Genomic DNA, 18,717 nt, shown 5'->3' with positions numbered 1-18,717 from the left:
GCGCAGCGCCGGATACTTCTCCGGCGCCAGATCCTGCTGCATCTCCCACTGCTTCAGCTCGTCGCGCGAGAACACAATGAGCCGCTTCGGCTTCCAGTCCTTCAGCACGCGCCGGATGAACGCCTTCCCGAACGAGCCCGTCCCACCCGTCACAAGAATCGATTTCCCGTTCAAATCCGGGAGTGCCGTCTCAAACATGTCTCGTTGCCGCTTTCATGGAGGAACTGGATGTCATGGGCGTATCGGCGGGCAGGCGTGGTGTCAATCAGCACTGGCGCCGGCGGGCCCATGACAAAGAAAAAGGGGCGCGACAAAAGCGCGCCCCTCGGAAAGAAGGTCAAATCCAGGCGGTTCAGGCGCCGGTAAAGGCCTGCAATCCGGTTTGCGCCCGGCCCAGGATCAGGGCGTGGATGTCATGGGTACCCTCATAGGTGTTGACCGCCTCGAGGTTCATGACGTGCCGGATGACATGGAACTCGTCCGAAACGCCGTTGCCACCGTGCATGTCGCGGGCCGTCCGGGCGATATCGAGAGACTTGCCGCAGGAATTCCGTTTGATGAGCGAGATGGCTTCCGGCGGGCAATTGCCGCCATCCTTCAGGCGCCCGACCTGGAGGCAAGCCTGGAGGCCAAGGGCGATCTCGGTCTGCATGTCGGCAAGCTTCTTCTGGATCAGCTGATTGGCAGCGAGCGGACGACCGAATTGCTTGCGATCGAGCGTGTATTGCCGCGCCGCGTGCCAGCAGAATTCGGCTGCACCCAGTGCGCCCCAGGCAATGCCGTAGCGCGCATTGTTGAGGCAGCCGAACGGCCCGCCGAGGCCCTTGGCGTTGGGCAGAAGATTGGCTTCCGGCACGAACACATTGTCCATGACGATCTCGCCGGTGATCGAGGCGCGCAAGCTGAACTTGCCCTCGATCTTCGGGGTCGAGAAGCCTTTCATGCCGCGTTCCAGGACGAAGCCGCGGATGACATCATCCTCGGTCTTGGCCCAGACGACGGCGATGTCGGCGATCGGCGAATTGGTGATCCACATCTTGGCGCCGGTGACGATATAGCCGCCATCGGCCTTTTTGGCGCGGGTCTTCATGCCGCCCGGATCGGAGCCGTGATCCGGCTCGGTGAGGCCAAAGCAGCCGACGATCTCACCGGTCGCGAGCTTCGGCAGCCATTTCTGGCGCTGTTCCTCGGTGCCGTAGGCGTTGATCGGGTGCATGACCAAGCTCGACTGAACCGACATGGCCGAGCGATAGCCGGAATCGACGCGCTCGATCTCGCGGGCGACGAGGCCGTAGGAGACATAGTTGGTTCCGGCGCAGCCATAGCCATCGATGGTCGAACCGAGAAGGCCGAGTTCGCCAAGCTCGTTCATGATCTCGCGGTCGAAGCGCTCATGCCGGTTGGCCTGGACGATGCGGGGCATCAGCTTGTCCTGGGCATAGGCGCGCGCGGTATCGCGCACGAGCCGCTCTTCTTCAGAGAGCTGTTGATCGAGGAGGAGGGGATCCTCCCACTTGAACTCTGGCTTGGCCTGGCGGGAACTCATATTTCGTACTCCAAAGGCGTTAATTTCCTGGCGGGCGGCGATGCTATATCATGCAGGCTCGGCGGGCGACAGACCCGCCGGCCGCCTAGGGCGCATGTGCTGTGGGGTGAGGTCCGCCCCCGATGCATGCGAGCCATGCGCGGCGCTGCCGAACCTGATCCCAAAAGGGCACCGATCTTGTCCGACGACGGCTACATCATCGAATTTCACCAGGTCGGCGCATACGTCAAGGTGTCGGCCATGGACCCGGCGACCCTGACCGAGGTTTCGATTCCCGTTCCGGCGAGTCTGCCGCAGCATCAGGCGGCCCAGGCGGCGATCCGCAAGCTGAAATTCGTGCTGGCCCGGCGAAACGGCGCAGCCGCCGATGGAACGGCCGGCGAACGCAAATAACACCTTGTAGCCCCCTGATTGTCGCGATAGGGTCCGCCGAAATGACGAGCTGCATGCCGACAGGGTGGTTAACGACCCTGCGAGAAGCGGCCGGAATGGGGGCCTTTCGTTTGACGTGACGTCGGTACGAATGGACCGGAGCCCGGATGTGGGTCTCGGTTCCGCGTGCCGGTATCGGGCATTGCCCTTTCCGACCATCTCCCTGGCATACGGCACTTGGTGGGCCGATTGGCCCAAGGCAACGTGATGGGGCCGCCTTGGCCCCGGGGGCAGAGGAGACTGCGCGCGAGATGGATTGGTTTCTGTCTTTATCGCCGTTTCTGGACGATAAATTTCCTCCCTTCGTCCAGCAATTGATCAATGGGCTGACGCTCGGATCCATCTACGGGCTCATCGCCATCGGTTACACGATGGTCTATGGCATCATCGGCATGGTCAATTTCGCCCATGGCGACGTCTATATGATCGGTGCCTTCCAAGCGATGATTGTGCTGCTGCTGTGCGGTACGCTTGGAATCAGCTGGGTGCCCCTGCAGCTCCTCATCATGCTGGTGGTGGCAATTGTCTTGACGGCATCCTATGGCTGGATGGTTGAGCGTGTCGCCTACCGACCGTTGCGCGGCGCACCGCGCTTGGCACCCCTCATTTCCGCCATCGGCATGTCGATCGTGCTGCAGAACTATGTGCAGTTGCTGCAGGGGCCACGCCCGAAACCGGTCGAACCGATTATTCGTGGCGGCTTCGAATTGATGACCCGTTCGGATGGCTCTTTCGTCGTCCAGCTGGGCTATATGCAGATCATCATTTTCGTGCTGACGATTGTGTTGATGGCTGGTTTTGCCCTGTTGATTTCCCGCACGGCGTTGGGCCGTTCCCAGCGTGCGTGTGAACAAGACATGAAGATGGCCTCCCTGCTTGGCGTCAATGTCGACCGCACCATCTCGCTCACCTTCGTCATGGGCGCTGGGCTTGCCGCCGTCGCCGGCATGATGGTGACGCTCTATTGGGGCAACAACGATTTCTACATGGGTTTCGTCGCCGGCATCAAAGCCTTCACTGCGGCGGTGCTCGGCGGTATCGGTTCGCTCCCCGGCGCCATGCTGGGTGGCATTCTCATCGGTCTGATCGAAGCCATGTGGTCGAACTATTTCTCTGCTGAATACAAGGATGTCGCTGCTTTCGGAGTTCTTATCTTGGTGCTGATCTTCCGCCCGACCGGACTCCTCGGCCGGCCTGAAGTGGAAAAGGTCTGACGCCATGACCGACATGACCCTTTCCACAGCACCCAAGGCACCGTCGCCCCTCGTCGAGGCAGCCAAGGAAACCGTCTTCACCGCGATCCTCGTTTTCCTGCTGGGCTGGCTGATGGTCGGCTATCAGACCCAGGTCCTGCAGGGCCAGCCGATGAGCTATGTCACGCGCTACAGCGATGTCGTCTGGGCGGTGCTCCTCATCCCGGCGGGCCGCTTCCTGCTGACGTTGACGCGTTTCGAGCGGACACTGCCGGCGATCATCCTGGGCGGTATCGGCTTCCTCTATCTCTTCGGCGCCGGCGTGCTCGGTGTGCTCGAACTCCCGGTCTACACCGAATTCCTCGTGACGCCCGATCCGCTGCAGCCGGATTTCCTGCCGTTCGAGCAGCCGATGGTGAATGTGATCTTCGGCCTCGGTGCGTTCTTCGTCTTCGCGGCCGCTGCCAAAGCGCGCCGCAAGAAGGCGCTGGGGCTGCAGACCGTTGAGGCACGCGAAGAGGCCGAAGCGAAGCAGCAACGTTTCGCCCGCAACCTCTCCGGCATTCTGGGGCCCATCCTCATCATCGTGGCACTAATCCTTCCCTGGACACCGTTCGGCGATCGCAAGCTGGTCGACAGCCTCATCCTGGTGATGACCTATGTGATGCTGGGCTGGGGGCTCAACATCGTCGTCGGTCTCGCAGGGCTCCTCGATCTCGGCTACGTCGCCTTCTATGCGGTCGGTGCTTACACCTATGCCAAGCTCTCGACCACGCTGGGGCTGAATTTCTGGGAAAGCCTGCCCCTGGCCGGCGTCTTTGCAGCCAGCTTCGGCGTGCTGCTCGGCTTCCCGGTCCTGCGGCTGAGGGGCGACTATCTGGCCATCGTGACCTTGGGCTTCGGCGAGATCATCCGTATCATCCTGGTCAACTGGCAGGTCTTCACCGGCGGCCCGAACGGCATCGGCAACATCGCCAAGATCGATTTCTTCGGCGTGCCGTTCGAGCGCAACCCGAAGGAGGGCGAGCTAGCTTTCCACACGCTGTTCGGCCTTGATTTCAGCCCCGTGCACCGCATCTACTTCCTCTATTACGTTATCATCGCACTGGCCCTGATCACGAACTTCGTGACCATCCGCCTGCGCAAGATGCCGATCGGCCGGGCCTGGGAAGCGCTGCGCGAAGATGAAACCGCCTGCCGCGCGCTTGGCATCAATCCCACCAACACCAAGCTCACGGCCTTTGCCCTGGGGGCGATGTTCGCGGGTTTCGCCGGTTCGTTCTTCGCGACACGCCAGGGCTTCGTCAGCCCGGAGAGCTTCACCTTCATCGAATCCGCGGTGATCCTCGCCATCGTCGTTCTCGGCGGCATGGGCAGCCAGGTGGGCGTTGCCTTGGCGGCGATCCTGCTCATCGGCCTTCCCGAGGCCCTGCGCGAACTGTCGCTCTACCGCATGCTGGTCTTCGGCGGCGTCATGGTGTTGATCATGCTGCTGCGGCCCAAGGGCCTGCTCTCCTTCCGCATCCCGACGATCCTCCTGAATTCGGGCAAAGCCAAGAAGACGGGGGCGGCGCAATGAACGCCCGGTCGCTTCAGAGCCTCAATGAGGGCGCGCTGCTTGAGGTCGAGCGTCTCACCATGCGCTTCGGTGGCCTCGTCGCCATCAACGATGTGAGCTTCCAGGCCAAGGAACGGCAGATCACCGGCGTCATTGGCCCGAACGGTGCCGGTAAGACGACGCTCTTCAACTGCATCACCGGCTTCTACAAGCCGACGGTCGGTCGCATCGCGTTGCGTAATCGTGATGGTGATGGTGGCGCCCCTTACCTCCTCGAACAGATGGACGGGTTCCGCATCGGCCAAAAGGCCAAGGTGGCGCGTACCTTCCAGAACATCCGCCTCTTTCCCGGCATGTCGGTGCTCGAGAATCTGATGGTGGCGCAGCACAACAAGCTGATGCGTGCTTCCGGCTGGACCATTCTGGGCCTTCTCGGCCTGCCTGCGTTCCGCCATGCGGAAGAGGCGGCGCGCGATTTGGCGATCGGCTGGCTCGACCGGGTCAATCTGCGCCGCGTTGCCGACGATCCGGCGGGGAGCCTTCCCTATGGCGACCAGCGGCGCCTCGAAATCGCCCGCGCCATGTGTACCGAACCGGTTCTGCTCTGCCTCGACGAGCCGGCGGCCGGCCTCAATCCGAAGGAATCGGCCGAGCTCAACGCGCTGCTGCTCTCCATCCGCGATGAGTTCGGTATCGGCATCCTGCTCATTGAACATGATATGAGCGTCGTCATGGGCATTTCCGACCACATCGTCGTGCTGGATTACGGCAGCAAGATCGCCGACGGCACGCCGGCCGAGATCCGCAACGATCCGGCCGTCATCCGCGCCTATCTCGGCGAAGAAGACACGGAATAGGCGGACGCGATGCTCAAGATTTCAGGCGTTCATACGTTTTACGGTCATATCGAAGCGCTGAAGGGCGTCGACCTTGACGTCCGCCAAGGCGAGATCGTGACCCTCATCGGCGCCAACGGTGCCGGCAAATCGACCCTGCTCATGACCATCTGCGGCACGCCGCGCGCGCGGTCCGGCCGCATCATCTTCGAAGGCAAGGACATCGCTCAGATGCCGACCTTCGAAATCATGCGGATGGGCATCGCCCAATCGCCCGAAGGTCGGCGCATCTTCCCGCGCATGACGGTGATGGAAAACCTGCGCATGGGTGCCATCACGTCCGAGGCGAAATTCTTCGATCAGGATGTCGAACGCGCCTTCGCGATCTTCCCGCGCCTCAAGGAACGCGCCGGCCAGCGCGGCGGCACGCTGTCGGGTGGCGAGCAGCAGATGCTGGCCATCGCCCGCGCGCTGATGAGCCGGCCGCGCCTGCTGCTCCTCGACGAGCCGTCGCTGGGCCTCGCACCCATCATCGTGCGGCAGATCTTCTCCATCATCCGCGAGATCAACCAGCAGCAGGGTATGACCGTTTTCCTGGTCGAGCAGAATGCCAACCACGCGCTGAAGCTGGCGCACCGCGCCTATGTGATGGTGAACGGTCAGATCACCCTGTCCGGCACCGGCGCCGAGTTGCTGGCCAATCCGGAAGTCCGCGCCGCCTATCTCGAGGGAGGACATTAAGGATGAAGGAAATCTTTGTCTTCCTGATCGTCACCGTCTTCATTTTCGGCGGTGCCGCTTTCCTGATGGGGCAGGCCATCGCCGAGACCTGGCGGCCGATCTGGCAAAATATCGTCTATGGTGTCGCCCTGGTCGCGGCCGAGCGGTTTTTTGCCTGGGCGCTCTTCCAGGCGCCACCCTTCAATCCCTTTGCCATCCTGCTCAATGCGGCGGTCATCATCGGCTTTGCCTTGCTGGCCTACCGCCTGACACAGGTACGAAAGATGGTCAGCCAATATCCCTGGCTGTTCGAGCGCGCCGGCCTCTTTACGTGGCGTGCCAAGGATACAACCGCTGGTTAAGTGCGGCAAAACGCCGGAATCAGGTGTCGTTACGGCGGATCACGGAGTTTTGCAGCCGGATTGGATTGACCCGGCTGTAGTAAGGCGGGAAGATGCTGCCAGCTTAACCGGGCGGCGGAAGACCGCAGGGGTAAGTGAAACTCAGGCTTTATGTGAGGGATCTATGTTCAAGACTCTGATTGGCTCGACGGCGCTTGCCGCCGTGTTGGCTATCGGTGCGTTCGGCGGCGTGTCGTCGGCTCAAGCCGACATCACCATCGCCGTTGCCGGTCCGATGACCGGTGAGCTCGCGGCGTTCGGCGAACAGCTGAAGCGCGGCGCTGAAAAGGCGGTTGCCGACATCAACGCCAAGGGCGGCGTGAATGGTGAGCAGCTGAAGCTCGAGATCGGCGACGACCAGTGCGACCCGAAGCAGGCCGTGCAGGTTGCCAACGACCTCGTGAAGAAGGGCGTCGCTTTCGTCGCCGGTCACTTCTGCTCGGGTTCGTCGATCCCGGCTTCGGCGGTCTATGCCGAAGAAGGCATCGTGCAGATCACCCCTGCCTCGACCAACCCGGCGCTGACCGAAGACGCCGCTGCCAAGGGCATCAACACGATTTTCCGCACCTGCGGTCGTGACGACGCTCAGGGCGTGTTCGCCGGTCCGTGGCTGGCCAAGACCTATCCCGGCAAGAACATCGCCATCCTCGACGACAAGTCGGCCTACGGTCAGGGTCTCGCCAATGAAACGGCGAAGAACTTCGAAGCCGCCGGCGGCAAGGTCGCGGTGCGCGATACCTACACTGCCAAGGAAAAGGACTTCTCGGCGCTCATCAGCAAGCTGAAGGACGCCAAGATCGACGCCGTCTACATCGGTGGCTACCACAACGACGTGGGTTTGATGGTTCGTCAGGCGCGTGAGCAGGGCTTCGAAGCCGCGTTCATCTCGGCCGACGCGCTCAACACCGCCGAGTTCTGGTCGATCTCCGGTCCGGCCGGCGAAGGCCTCCGTTACTCGGATGGCGCTTCGGCCGTCAACCTCGACTCCGCCAAGGATGTCGTGGCGTCGTTCCGCGCCGACAATTACGAGCCGGAAGGCTACACGCTGAACTCCTACGCCGCGATCCAGGCTTGGGCCGCTGCGGCGACCAAGGCCGGCTCGACCGACGGTGCCAAGGTTGCGGAAGCTCTGCGTGCGGGTCCGGTCCCGACCGCGATCGGCGACCTCAGCTTCGACGCCAAGGGCGACCTGACCAAGGTCAACTACGCCTGGTACGTCTGGCACGATGGCAAGGCCATCCAGGAGCCGCTGAACTGATCATCCGCTCTTAGGAGCTGATGAAGAAAGCCCGGGCTCAATGCCCGGGCTTTTTGTTTGTGCGTGGTATTCGGCCAGTCGTGCCCTTACGGCACGATCGCAACTTTCAGCACGCCGTCGCGCTGGTTGGCGAAGAGGTCGTAGGCCTTCTCGATATCATCGAGCTTGAAGCGGTGCGTCACCAATGGCTTCAGATCGACGCGCTGTGCGGCAACCACATCCATCAATCGCCGCATGCGTTCCTTGCCGCCGGGGCACAGCGTCGTGATGATTTTGTGGTCGCCGAGACCGGCGGCAAAGGCGCTGAGTGGAATGGTGAGGTCGCTCGAATAGACGCCGAGGCTGGAAAGCGTACCGCCGGGGCGGATGACGCTTAAGCCAGCTTGGAACGTCGCCTGCGTGCCCAATGCTTCGATCGCCACATCGACGCCCCGGCCGTTGGTGATCTTCATGATCGCTTCGACTGGATCCTGTTCGCGGAAATTGACCACGTGATCGGCGCCCATATGCCGGGCGATCTCCAGCCGCTTGGCGATGCTGTCGACGGCAATGATGGTCGTTGCGCCAGAGAGCTTGGCACCCGCCGTGGCGCAGAGGCCGATCGGGCCTTGGGCGAAGACGGCGACCGTGTCGCCGATGCGGACCTTGCCGCTTTCCGCACCGCTGAAGCCGGTCGACATGATGTCGGGGCACATCAGCACCTGTTCATCGCTCAGGCCCTCGGGCACGGGGGCGAGGTTCGCCATCGCATCCGGCACCAGCAGATATTCGGCCTGGGCACCGTCGATCGTGTTGCCGAATTTCCAGCCGCCGATCGCCTTCCAGCCATGCGCCGTGCCGGCGCCATCCTGCGAATGGCAGCCGCAGAGGCAAGCATTGCTGTGACCGCTCGGCGTGATCGCGCCGGCGATGACCCGCTGCCCTTCTTTGTAACCCTGCACGGCCGAGCCCAACTTCTCGATGATGCCGACCGGTTCGTGGCCGATGGTCAGGCCCTTGCGCACCGGATACTCACCTTTGAGTATGTGGACGTCGGTGCCGCAGATGGTCGTCGTGGTGACGCGGATCAGGGCGTCCAGCGGGCCAACGTCCGGAACGGGCTTCTCATCCAGTACGATTCGCCCCGGTTCCACGAAAATGGCGGCTTTCATCTTTGGCATCTGCCTCTCCTTCTAGAAATCTTTCGTCACGACTCATCGGGCATCCCCATCATGCGTGGCGCCAGGGGAGCCGGGCTGACCTGGATCAATCGATTTGCGATTGTCAGTTTCCAACCTATCCCTCAGCCCGATCATCATTCAATTCGTCAGGCAGCCTCTTGCGCCCGGCTCGATCGCTCATTAATCGTAGGCGGCAGGGGAGACGTCTTGAAGGTTCTAAAATTGTGACAGCCGGCCGCCTTTTACTCGCGTCGTTGATGTCGGCTTTCTTGCTGTCGGCCTGCGCCGGCCCCAGCGGCCCGACGCAGGAGGAAATCGCAGCCGAAAAGGCGAAGGTCGTCGCCGACGCGGCGTCGGCGCGCAATGCGGCGGATGCCGATGGGCAAATCACCATAGGGCTCGCGGCGCCGCTCTCCGGCGATCTTAAGGATTATGGCCTCGAGATGCGCCAGGGTGCCGAGATGGCGGTGGCCGACCTCAACGCGGCCGGCGGGGTGCTCGGTCGCAAGCTGGTTCTCGAAGAGGCGGACGATCGCTGCGGCATCGAGGATGCGAGCCGTGCCGCCACCGAATTGGTGCGCAAGGGTGTCGTCTTCGTCGACGGTCATTTCTGCTCCGGCTCGACCATTCGCGGCAGCGAAGTCTACGGCCCGGCCGATGTCCTGCAGATAACGCCCTCATCGACCAATGATCTGGTCACGGATATCGCCGTGCAGAAGAAAATCACCACATTGCTGCGCGTGGTCGGCCGGGACGATCGCCAGGGCGATTTTGCCGCCGATTGGATTGCCGCCAATTTCGCGGGCGAGCGGATCGGAATCGTCAGCGACAACAGCATCTATGGCAAGGGCATTGCCGCGCGCCTCATCGCCAGGCTCAAGGCAAAGGGCATCGCACCGGTGATCCAGGGCGAGTTCGTGCAAGGTCAGACCAGCTATAACGGCCTCATCAACAAGATGAAGGACGTGAAGCCGCGCCTGCTCTATGTCGCCGCCTATCACGACGATATCGGCCGCCTGACCTGGGGCATGCGTGTGGCCCAGCTGGAGACCGAGGTGGTCGGTCCCGATGTCCTCAACAACACCGAATTCTGGTCCTTCTCGGAAGGGCGGGGCAGCGGTGTCCGCTTCAGTGATTTCGCCCCCGCCATCGAGCGGCCGGAGGCGGCCGATGTGGTGGCCAAGCTTCAGGCCGCCGGCATTCAGCCCTCGAACTATTCACTCAACGCCTATGCCGCGATCCAGGTTTTTGCCGCTGCGGCCGAGGCGACCAAGGGCACGGATGCCGCCAAGCTTGCCGAATATCTGCGCCAGAACAGCGTCAAAACCGTGCTCGGCGACCTCAGCTGGGACCAGAAGGGCGATCTCACGGCGCCGAACTATATCTGGTATGTCTGGCAGGACGGCCTTGCCGTCCGGCAATAGGCCCGGTTAACGGCCTCTCCCGGCATAGATTGTGGTTGGCTGAAACCCCGCCCCGGCTATATGGTAGCGCCCTTCCGGAGCCGCGGCCTGCCGCTGGACCCGGTATTTCGTATGTTGGGCCGGAAAGATGGCGGAAAAGATCGCAATCGCCAGCGACCATGCTGGGTTTGAGCTGAAAACGCAATTGAAGCAAGAGCTTGGACAGCTCGGCTTCGATGTGCTCGACCTTGGTACCGACGGCCCGGCCTCGGTCGACTATCCGGATTTCGCCGGCAAGATGGCCGAAGCTCTGGCGGCCGGCACGGTTCAGCGCGGTGTGCTGGTTTGCGGGTCGGGGATCGGCATCTCGATGGCGGCCAACCGCCATAAGCATGTGCGGGCGGCCCTTTGCCACGATCATCTGACAGCCAAGCTCTCGCGCCAGCACAACAACGCCAACGTCCTTTGCCTAGGGGGCCGGACCACCGGTCCCGATGTCGCTAAAGACTGTTTGCGGGTGTTTCTTGAGACAGATTTCGAAGGGGGGCGTCACCAAAATCGCGTCGCCAAGTTCAGCTAGGATTTGGGACAGGTTTTAAGATCGGCAGCCGCTTGAAGGCGCCGGGTGATGGCCAGGAAAGGTTAGAGGACATGAACAAGGATACCAAGAACTACAAGCCGATGCCGGGCTTCTTCGACAAGCCCCTGGCCGACCAGGACGCCGCGATCTTCGACGCGATCGGCAAGGAATTCACCCGTCAGGCCGACCAGATCGAGCTGATCGCCTCGGAAAACATCGTCTCGCGCGCCGTCATGGAAGCGCAAGGGTCCGTCCTCACCAACAAGTACGCCGAAGGCTATCCGTCGCGCCGTTACTACGGTGGCTGCGAATATGTCGACATCGCCGAGGAACTGGCGATCGACCGCGCCAAGAAGCTGTTCAATTGCAAGTTCGCCAACGTGCAGCCGCATTCCGGCGCGCAAGCCAACCAGGGCGTCTTCATGGCGCTGCTGCAGCCGGGCGACACCTTCATGGGCCTTAACCTCGCGGCCGGCGGTCACCTGACCCACGGTTCGCCCGCCAACCAGTCGGGCAAGTGGTTCAAGGTCGTTTCCTACACGGTGGATCCGGCGACCCTCACCGTCAACATGGACGAAGTCGAGAAGCTGGCGCTTGAGAACAAGCCCAAGCTGATCCTCGCCGGCGGTTCCGCTTACCCGCGCTTCTGGGATTTCGCCCGCTTCCGCAAGATCGCCGATCAGATCGGCGCGATCTTCATGGTCGACATGGCGCACTTTGCCGGTCTCGTGGCGGCCGGCGTGCACGCAAGCCCGTTCCCGCATGCCCATGTCGTCACCACCACGACGCACAAGACGCTGCGGGGCCCTCGCGGCGGCATGATCCTCGCCGATGACGAAGAGATTGGTAAGAAGATCAATTCGGCCGTGTTCCCGGGCCTGCAGGGCGGTCCGCTGATGCATGTCATCGCCGCCAAGGCCGTGGCCTTCGGCGAAGCGCTGAAGCCGGAATTCAAGGTCTATGCCCAGCAGGTCGTCGATAATGCCAAGGTGCTGGCCGACACCATCATCGAAGGCGGCTACGCCATCACCACCGGCGGCACCGACAACCATCTGATGCTGGTCGATCTGCGGCCGAAGAAGCTCACCGGCAAGGCTGCCGAACATGCGCTCGACCGCGCCGGCATCACCTGTAACAAGAACGGCATTCCCTACGACACCGAAAAGCCGATGATCACCTCGGGTATCCGTCTGGGTACGCCCGCGGGCACGACGCGCGGCTTCGGTACGGGCGAATTCCGTCAGATCGGCAAACTGATCTGCCGCGTGCTGGATGGGCTCGCGGCCAATCCCGACAACAACTCGGCGACGGAAGCTGAAGTGCGCAAGGAAGTTCAAGCCTTGTGCCGCCAGTTCCCGATCTACCCGAACCGGTAATCGGGCCTAAAGGGGGAAGAGGGGACAAATGCGCTGCCCATTTTGCGGCAATGAAGACACCCAGGTGAAGGATTCGCGGCCGACCGACGACAACGCCGCGATCCGCCGCCGTCGCCAGTGCGGCAATTGCGGCGCCCGCTTCACGACCTTCGAGCGCGTGCAGCTGCGCGAGCTGGTGGTGGTGAAAAGCAATGGGCAGCGTGAACCCTTCGAACGCGACAAGCTGATGCGCTCGATGCAGACCTCGCTCAGGAAGCGCCCGGTCGATGCCGAGCGCTTGGAGCGGGTGGTGAACGGCATCGTCCGGCGCCTCGAAAGCTCCGGCGAAACCGAAGTCCCCACCTCGATGATCGGCGAGGCCGTCATGGACGCTCTCGCCAGCCTCGACAAGGTGGCCTATGTGCGCTTCGCCTCGGTCTATCGCAACTTCCGCGAAGCCAAGGATTTCGAGACCTTCATCGGCAAGCTCGGTGGCGAGAACGATTAAAGCCCATACCGACCTCGACCGCGCTCATATGAGCGCGGCGTTGGGGCTTGGCGCTCGCAATCTCGGCCGCACCTGGCCCAACCCATCGGTCGGCTGTGTCATCGTCAAGGACGGTCGCGTCGTCGGGCGCGGTTTCACGCAACCCGGCGGCCGCCCGCATGCTGAAACGGAAGCGCTGGCAGAAGCCGGCGCCGAGGCGCGCGGCGCCACCGCTTACGTCACCCTCGAACCCTGTGCCCATCACGGCAAGACCCCGCCTTGCGCCGAGGCGCTGGTGGCGGCCGGCATCAAGCGCTGCGTCATCGCGACCGGCGATCCGGACCCCCGCGTTGCCGGGGGCGGCGTCGCCATCCTGAAGGCGGCAGGTATCGAGATCACGGAAGGTGTCCTCGACGCGCAAGCCCGGGAGGCGAATGCCGGCTTTTTCACCCGGATCAAATCGGGCCGGCCGCTCGTCACGCTGAAGCTGGCGACCACCCTCGACGGGCGGATCGCGACCTTCTCGGGTGAGAGCAAATGGATCACCGGGCCGGGGGCGCGGGCCGCCGGACATCAGCTCCGGGCGACCCACGATGCGATCATGGTGGGGTCGGGGACGGTGCTCGCCGACGATCCGGAACTGACCTGCCGACTGCCGGGTCTCGAAGATCGGTCGCCGATCCGGATCGTCCTCGACACGCGCCTCAGGACTCCGCCCACCGCCAAACTGCTTGCGGATCAGGATCGGTTCCCGACCTGGCTGGTGACGTCGGAAGAGAATTTGGGCATCGCCGAGGGGCGATTCCGGCGCTCGAATGCCACTCTTTTGGGCGCCTTTCGGGGTGATTCCGGAGAGGCCAAATTAAGAATCATTCTTAATAAATTGAGCGAACGTGGCCTGACCCGGGTCCTGGTCGAAGGGGGCGCCAGCCTCGCCACCAGCCTTCTCAAGGAAGGCCTCGTCGACCGCATCGCCTGGTTCCAGGCTCCCTTCGTGATCGGCAATGACGGCATGGCAGCCATCGGCGAATTGGGGCGGGGCGCGCTTGACCGGATCAGCCGATTCAAGCTCTTGTCCGCCGAAGAGATCGGCCCGGACAGCTATCGGCTCTATTCCTGCGTCGATTGAGGCATCAAATCTAACTCACGGATTATAAAGCATGTTCACTGGCATCGTGACCGACCTCGGCACCTTGCGCGCGCTGAAGCCCGGCGCCGTCACGCGGCTTGAGATCGCGACCGCCTTCAACACCGACGACATCGCTCTCGGCGCCTCGGTTGCCTGCAATGGCTGCTGCCTCTCCGTGGTGGAGAAGGGGGCTGGCTGGTTCGCGTTTGAGGCGGCGCAGGAAACACTGGCCGTAACCACTTTGAAAGATTGGAAAGTCGGCGATCGCATCAACCTCGAACGCCCGATGCAAGTGGGCGACGAGCTGGGCGGCCACATCGTCGCCGGCCATGTCGATGGCATCGGCACCGTGGTGCAGGCGGTGGACGATCAGGGCAGCTTGAGGCTCACCGTCGAAGCCCCTGAAAATCTGGCAAAATATATCGCCTCGAAAGGCTCGGTGACGATCGATGGCGTGTCACTGACGGTGAATGAAGTGAGCGGCCGCCGCTTCGGCGTCTGCCTCATTCCGATTACACAGGAAGCGACCAATCTCGGGAAAGCCGTCGTGGGCAAGCGCGTCAATCTGGAGATCGACCTCATCGCCCGGTATGTGGCGCGGCTCCTTGGCCAGGACGGCAACTAAGCACCTCGACCTCCGGCACCGAAGCCGCTAAAACCCGGCGCAATCATTGGACAGAGCTGTAGGAATTATGACCGACAAGCCGCATATCATGGTCGTCGAAGCGCGCTTCTACGAGGACCTCTCGGACGCGTTGTGGGAAGGCGCCAAGCGCGCCCTCGAAACGGCCGGCGCAACGTACGAACGCGTCGCCGTGCCGGGCGCCCTGGAGATTCCCATTGCGATGCGGATCGCGCACCTCGCCGACCCGAAGAAGTTCGACGGCTACGTCGCCCTGGGCTGCGTCATCCGCGGCGAGACCACGCATTATGATACGGTCTGCAACGAGAGCGCCCGCGGCCTCATGAACCTCGGCACCGAACATGGGCTTTGCATCGGCAACGGCATCCTCACCTGCGAGAATGACGAGCAGGCCTGGGTCCGCGCCAAGGCCAACGAACTCGACAAGGGCGGCGGGGCGGCCCTCGCGGCGCTCAGCCTCATCGCCCTCAAGAAGAAGCTGGGCGCCTGACGTGAGCGACGACAAGCAACCGACGCCCAAGGAACGCAGCCAGCAGCTGGCGCTGGAACGCCGCGCGGCACGCCTTGCCGCCGTGCAGGCGCTCTATCAATGGGAACAGACGGGGACCCGCCCGGAAGCCATCATCTCGGAATTCGGGACCCATCGCCTGGGCAAGAATGCCGAGGAGCCGGGCCTGCCGGCCCCCGACCGCAAGCTCTTTGCCGAGCTGGTGCGCGGCGTCTCGGCCGGGGTCGAGGAACTCGACGACATGCTCTCGGCCGTCCTCACCGAGGATTGGACCATCGAGCGGCTGGAATCGATCCTGCGCGCCATCATGCGCTGCGGCGCCTTCGAACTCGCCCACCGCCAGGACGTGCCGCCCAAGGTGGTGATCAGCGAATATCTCGCCGTCGCCGACGCCTTCTTCAGCGAGAAGGAGACCGGCATGACCAACGCGGTCCTCGACAAGCTGGCGCAGACCTTGCGGCCCGGCGGGTTGGAGAAAGCCGACAAGGGAGCGGGGCGCGGTGGCAAAGCTGCCGGGTGAGTTCGACCTCATCGCCCGCTATTTCAAGCCGCTGGCGCGCCGCATGCCGGGCGCCGTCGGCCTCGAAGACGATGTCTGCACCTGGAGCCCGCAAGCGGATCAGGAGATCGTCCTCACCGCCGATGCGCTGGTGGCCGGCATCCATTTCCTCCCCGACGATCCGGCCGATTTCGTCGCGCGCAAGATGCTCCGGGTCAACCTCTCCGACCTTGCCGCCAAGGGGGCGACGCCCATCGGTTATCTGATGACCAGCGCCTTTTCGCCGGAGATCGACGAGACGTGGGTGAAGCTCTTCTGCGAAGGTCTTGCCGCCGACCAGGATGAATTCGGCCTCAGCCTCATGGGCGGCGACACGGTGGCGACACCCGGCCCGCTCACTCTGTCGCTGACCGCGATCGGCACGGTGCCAAAGGGCCGCGCGCCGCGCCGCAACGGCGCCAGGCCCGGCGACAAGGTGCTCGTCTCCGGATCGATTGGCGACGGGGCGCTCGGCTTGAAGGTCCTGCGCCACGAATTCCTCGGGCTTGAGGAGGCGCATCGCCGCCATCTCGCCAACCGCTATCACCTGCCGCAGCCCCGCGTGGATCTCGGCCGCGCCCTCATGCAAAGCGGGCGCGTGACGGCGATGATGGACGTTTCCGACGGCCTCGCCGCCGACCTTACCCATATCGCCGAAGCCTCGCAGGTCTCAGCCACCCTGCGCGCCAGCGCCGTCCCCGTCTCGGAAGCGGCGGCCGCGATCCTCGCCGATGATATGAGCTGGCTGCCCCTCGTCCTCACCGGCGGCGACGATTACGAATTGCTGCTGACGGCCGCGCCCGACGACGTGCCGGCCCTGCTCGGCTTGGCCGCCGAACTCGACCTGCCCTTGACCGAAATCGGCGAGATCGAAAAGGGCAGCGGCGTCACCATCGTCGACCGCGACGGCACCCCCCTCGAACTCGGCGCCAAGGGCTATCGGCATTTTTAAGAGCGTCAGCCTCTCCACTCGCGGGGGAGGCGGCGAGGCGTGAGCCGAGCGGTGAGGGGGATCTCTCAACGAGTCCGGTCGGTCCACCCTCACCCTCACCCTCACCCTGACCCTCTCCCGCGAGGGGAGAGGGAAAGTGCGGCGCTTCCGAAGTGCGCGCTGCTTCCATCCATCCTCGTCATGCCTTGGTTTTGGCCCAAGCATTCGCCCCCATTGACATGCGCTGGGCCACCGGGCCCAACCATGCCGTCATGCGTTGCGGTCTGGTATTGTTGCCCCGCCATTCTCTCTGATAAGTTGTCCCGGCCGATTTGTTGGCTTTGAGGACGACAGATCATTCAGGAATCAGCGATAGGGAATACGGGGTCAGAGTTAGATTTCTCTTGTGCTGCCCTTTCTATCGTCATCCCCGGGCGTGACCCGGGGATCGGGTTCGACTGGGCTATGTCTATCAGTTGCCGGCTGATGCCCGGGTCACGCCCGGGCATGACGTGACGATCGGAAATGGCACTTTGCTCCCGAGTTCCAGTCCCCGACTCCCATGAAGCGCCGCACTGACAGGGTGGATTGAATGGTCGAAGAGAATCAATACGCAGTGGAATGGGCCAAGATGCTTCCTGCCAATGGATTCAACTGGGGTGGGGCAAATGAGTATGACCCACGTTTGCCTGATGCGATGTGGATCGTCCATGAAAGTGGCTTTGAGATACGGGGCGGTGGTAACGAGCGTGAACCGACCGACGTAACTTGGTTCTATATCCAGTACTCTCGTGGCCCAATCCGCTTTCGTTTCCGCGCGTGGAAATGGAATGGAGCCTATGACAGCCGAATCTGGCATGTTGCAGATCTTGGCATGGATCCAGATGCTTCCGATTTTACAGCGCTCAAAAAGTTGACCGGCCTGAATCGGGCCGACGTCGTGCAGGCGGCTGAAGATATCCGTCGGGCGATGTTCTACTACCTGGCGTCAAAGCCAGACAATGTCGTGGTCGATGACGACCAATGGGACATCCATCTCGGTTGAACGATGTACGAAAATCGCACTTTGACGCCGATTTCCTTCATGAGGATTGAGACCGACGCCATTGCCCGGCGAAGATTGCCACTCTTGAATGCAGCGACTCAGCGATGTGCCAAACTCTCCATCAAATTTCGGCCTCGCGTGTCTCAAATATTCTGACGACAGACAAATATACTACGATAAAGTCTACTTTTCGTTATCCTCGAACCCAGCCCAGCAAGTGGCTTCCTTTAGAATCACATCGACAAAAAACTTGGTATGGTCAGGTCGATCTTCCATCTCACTTGCTGCATAAATAAACGTGTCAAAGTCATGAAAGTCTGGAGTGTCTACCCGACGTGATATCTCCCAAATTTCTCTTGCCCCATCATATGGGGTTAGCTCACGACTTAGGATCAGCCGAGAAATTTCGCTCGCACAAATACGGGCAGCATCTGGGGTACTTAACGCCGGCAAGCCGAACTCTTCCAATAGAGCTTCGAAGTACTTTCGTGCTTCCCACGCTTCGTCTGGCGTCAAGCCCGCCAGTATACGGAGCGTTTCAGTATCCAATCCCGCTTCTAACCCTTCGATCCCAACTTTTTGCGCAAGTTGGTCGTCAGGAAGAAGTCCCAGCTTCTGATAGGCTTGTGCAAGGCGCAATTCCATAATGTTCCCTTGAACTTGAATCCGGCCCGAAAGCCATCGGCTATGTGATGAACGAAAATCTCACTCTGCCTCCGATCTCCTCCGAACGATTTCCACCGAACTTCCCAACCCTGATTTTCCTTGGAAGAGTGATCTGCTCGAGCGACCAATTTCGGAGCAATGAGAATGGGCACGAAAGTGATTCAAAACGAGCCAGATGTCACCATCACGGCGGAACAATGCGACTTACTCTTGGCCTGGCTGAGATACGAGGACGCTGAACTGTATGATATCTGGATAAGCTTGGAGCTGTCAGTTGGCACTTTATCAGATCATGAAGAACTGCCTGTAAAACTGACTAATTTTCTAA

21 protein-coding genes are annotated in these 18,717 nt (G+C 62.1%); 17 read left to right on the top strand and 4 right to left on the bottom strand.

The genetic code is table 11. From position 1 onward, the window contains the following. Positions 1-198, bottom strand: a 198-nt coding sequence (locus ACE3PP_RS06495; RefSeq protein WP_374379415.1) for a polysaccharide biosynthesis protein, incomplete at its 3' end; no start/stop codon positions are given. A 154-nt stretch (positions 199-352) separates the two neighbouring features. Next, the gene (locus ACE3PP_RS06490; RefSeq protein ID WP_374379412.1) at positions 353-1,546 is read right to left on the bottom strand and encodes an acyl-CoA dehydrogenase; all 1,194 of its coding nucleotides are present in this window, start codon (positions 1,544-1,546) and stop codon (positions 353-355) included. Positions 1,547-1,681: 135 nt separating this feature from the next. On the opposite strand from ACE3PP_RS06490, the gene ACE3PP_RS06485 reads away from it, so the two are divergent. The 7 genes from ACE3PP_RS06485 (at position 1,682) to ACE3PP_RS06455 (ending at position 7,944) form a co-directional block, all read left to right on the top strand. Continuing rightward, on the top strand, positions 1,682-1,939 hold the full coding sequence (locus ACE3PP_RS06485) for a hypothetical protein (RefSeq protein WP_374379409.1): 258 nt from the start codon (positions 1,682-1,684) through the stop codon (positions 1,937-1,939). A 290-nt stretch (positions 1,940-2,229) separates the two neighbouring features. Beyond that, complete coding sequence (locus ACE3PP_RS06480) at positions 2,230-3,192, top strand: branched-chain amino acid ABC transporter permease LivH (RefSeq protein ID WP_374379406.1); 963 nt, start codon at positions 2,230-2,232, stop codon at positions 3,190-3,192. Between the two features lie 4 nt (positions 3,193-3,196). Beyond that, positions 3,197-4,750 carry a high-affinity branched-chain amino acid ABC transporter permease LivM gene (gene livM, locus ACE3PP_RS06475; RefSeq protein WP_374379403.1) on the top strand — a complete coding sequence of 518 codons (1,554 nt, stop codon included), beginning with the start codon at positions 3,197-3,199 and terminating at the stop codon, positions 4,748-4,750. Next, positions 4,747-5,586: an ABC transporter ATP-binding protein gene (locus tag ACE3PP_RS06470; RefSeq protein ID WP_374379400.1), complete on the top strand. Its 840-nt coding sequence runs from the start codon at positions 4,747-4,749 to the stop codon at positions 5,584-5,586. Before livM ends, ACE3PP_RS06470 begins: the two co-directional genes overlap by 4 nt. A gap of 9 nt (positions 5,587-5,595) precedes the next feature. Further along, positions 5,596-6,306, top strand: coding sequence for an ABC transporter ATP-binding protein (locus ACE3PP_RS06465; RefSeq protein ID WP_374379398.1), 711 nt, complete (start codon positions 5,596-5,598; stop codon positions 6,304-6,306). Positions 6,307-6,308: 2 nt separating this feature from the next. Then, positions 6,309-6,647 carry a DUF6867 family protein gene (locus ACE3PP_RS06460; RefSeq protein WP_374379395.1) on the top strand — a complete coding sequence of 113 codons (339 nt, stop codon included), beginning with the start codon at positions 6,309-6,311 and terminating at the stop codon, positions 6,645-6,647. 163 nt (positions 6,648-6,810) lie between these two features. After that, positions 6,811-7,944 (top strand): branched-chain amino acid ABC transporter substrate-binding protein, encoded by a 1,134-nt coding sequence (locus tag ACE3PP_RS06455; protein ID WP_374379392.1) that lies wholly within the window; start codon positions 6,811-6,813, stop codon positions 7,942-7,944. An 86-nt stretch (positions 7,945-8,030) separates the two neighbouring features. On the opposite strand, the gene ACE3PP_RS06450 is transcribed toward ACE3PP_RS06455, so the two are convergent. Next, the gene (locus ACE3PP_RS06450) at positions 8,031-9,104 is read right to left on the bottom strand and encodes an NAD(P)-dependent alcohol dehydrogenase (RefSeq protein ID WP_374379389.1); all 1,074 of its coding nucleotides are present in this window, start codon (positions 9,102-9,104) and stop codon (positions 8,031-8,033) included. Positions 9,105-9,361: 257 nt separating this feature from the next. On the opposite strand from ACE3PP_RS06450, the gene ACE3PP_RS06445 reads away from it, so the two are divergent. The 10 genes from ACE3PP_RS06445 (at position 9,362) to ACE3PP_RS06400 (ending at position 17,723) form a co-directional block, all read left to right on the top strand. Beyond that, complete coding sequence (locus tag ACE3PP_RS06445) at positions 9,362-10,528, top strand: branched-chain amino acid ABC transporter substrate-binding protein (protein WP_374379387.1); 1,167 nt, start codon at positions 9,362-9,364, stop codon at positions 10,526-10,528. Between the two features lie 127 nt (positions 10,529-10,655). Continuing rightward, positions 10,656-11,087 carry a ribose 5-phosphate isomerase B gene (gene rpiB / locus ACE3PP_RS06440; protein ID WP_374379384.1) on the top strand — a complete coding sequence of 144 codons (432 nt, stop codon included), beginning with the start codon at positions 10,656-10,658 and terminating at the stop codon, positions 11,085-11,087. Between the two features lie 71 nt (positions 11,088-11,158). Further along, positions 11,159-12,463 carry a serine hydroxymethyltransferase gene (glyA, locus tag ACE3PP_RS06435; RefSeq protein ID WP_374379382.1) on the top strand — a complete coding sequence of 435 codons (1,305 nt, stop codon included), beginning with the start codon at positions 11,159-11,161 and terminating at the stop codon, positions 12,461-12,463. Between the two features lie 28 nt (positions 12,464-12,491). Beyond that, entirely contained in the window at positions 12,492-12,950 is a 459-nt protein-coding gene (nrdR, locus tag ACE3PP_RS06430) for a transcriptional regulator NrdR (RefSeq protein ID WP_320501545.1), read from the top strand. A gap of 28 nt (positions 12,951-12,978) precedes the next feature. After that, on the top strand, positions 12,979-14,058 hold the full coding sequence (gene ribD, locus ACE3PP_RS06425) for a bifunctional diaminohydroxyphosphoribosylaminopyrimidine deaminase/5-amino-6-(5-phosphoribosylamino)uracil reductase RibD (protein ID WP_374379420.1): 1,080 nt from the start codon (positions 12,979-12,981) through the stop codon (positions 14,056-14,058). Positions 14,059-14,089: 31 nt separating this feature from the next. Next, the gene (locus tag ACE3PP_RS06420) at positions 14,090-14,683 is read left to right on the top strand and encodes a riboflavin synthase (protein ID WP_374379379.1); all 594 of its coding nucleotides are present in this window, start codon (positions 14,090-14,092) and stop codon (positions 14,681-14,683) included. Positions 14,684-14,750: 67 nt separating this feature from the next. Continuing rightward, entirely contained in the window at positions 14,751-15,191 is a 441-nt protein-coding gene (locus ACE3PP_RS06415) for a 6,7-dimethyl-8-ribityllumazine synthase (RefSeq protein ID WP_374379377.1), read from the top strand. Position 15,192: 1 nt separating this feature from the next. Next, positions 15,193-15,729, top strand: coding sequence for a transcription antitermination factor NusB (nusB, locus tag ACE3PP_RS06410; protein ID WP_374379375.1), 537 nt, complete (start codon positions 15,193-15,195; stop codon positions 15,727-15,729). Continuing rightward, a complete protein-coding gene (gene thiL, locus ACE3PP_RS06405; RefSeq protein ID WP_374379372.1) occupies positions 15,710-16,699 on the top strand; it encodes a thiamine-phosphate kinase in 990 nt (329 codons plus the stop codon). The genes nusB and thiL overlap by 20 nt, the downstream gene beginning before the upstream one ends. A 571-nt stretch (positions 16,700-17,270) precedes the next feature. Continuing rightward, positions 17,271-17,723 carry a hypothetical protein gene (locus tag ACE3PP_RS06400; RefSeq protein ID WP_374379370.1) on the top strand — a complete coding sequence of 151 codons (453 nt, stop codon included), beginning with the start codon at positions 17,271-17,273 and terminating at the stop codon, positions 17,721-17,723. Positions 17,724-17,906: 183 nt separating this feature from the next. On the opposite strand, the gene ACE3PP_RS06395 is transcribed toward ACE3PP_RS06400, so the two are convergent. Next, entirely contained in the window at positions 17,907-18,368 is a 462-nt protein-coding gene (locus tag ACE3PP_RS06395) for a hypothetical protein (RefSeq protein ID WP_374379367.1), read from the bottom strand. Positions 18,369-18,717 lie beyond the last annotated feature (349 nt).

It is taken from the genome of Dongia sp. (assembly GCF_041910485.1).
Taxonomy (GTDB): domain Bacteria; phylum Pseudomonadota; class Alphaproteobacteria; order Dongiales; family Dongiaceae; genus Dongia.
This window is presented reverse-complemented; position numbering and strand designations above follow the sequence as displayed.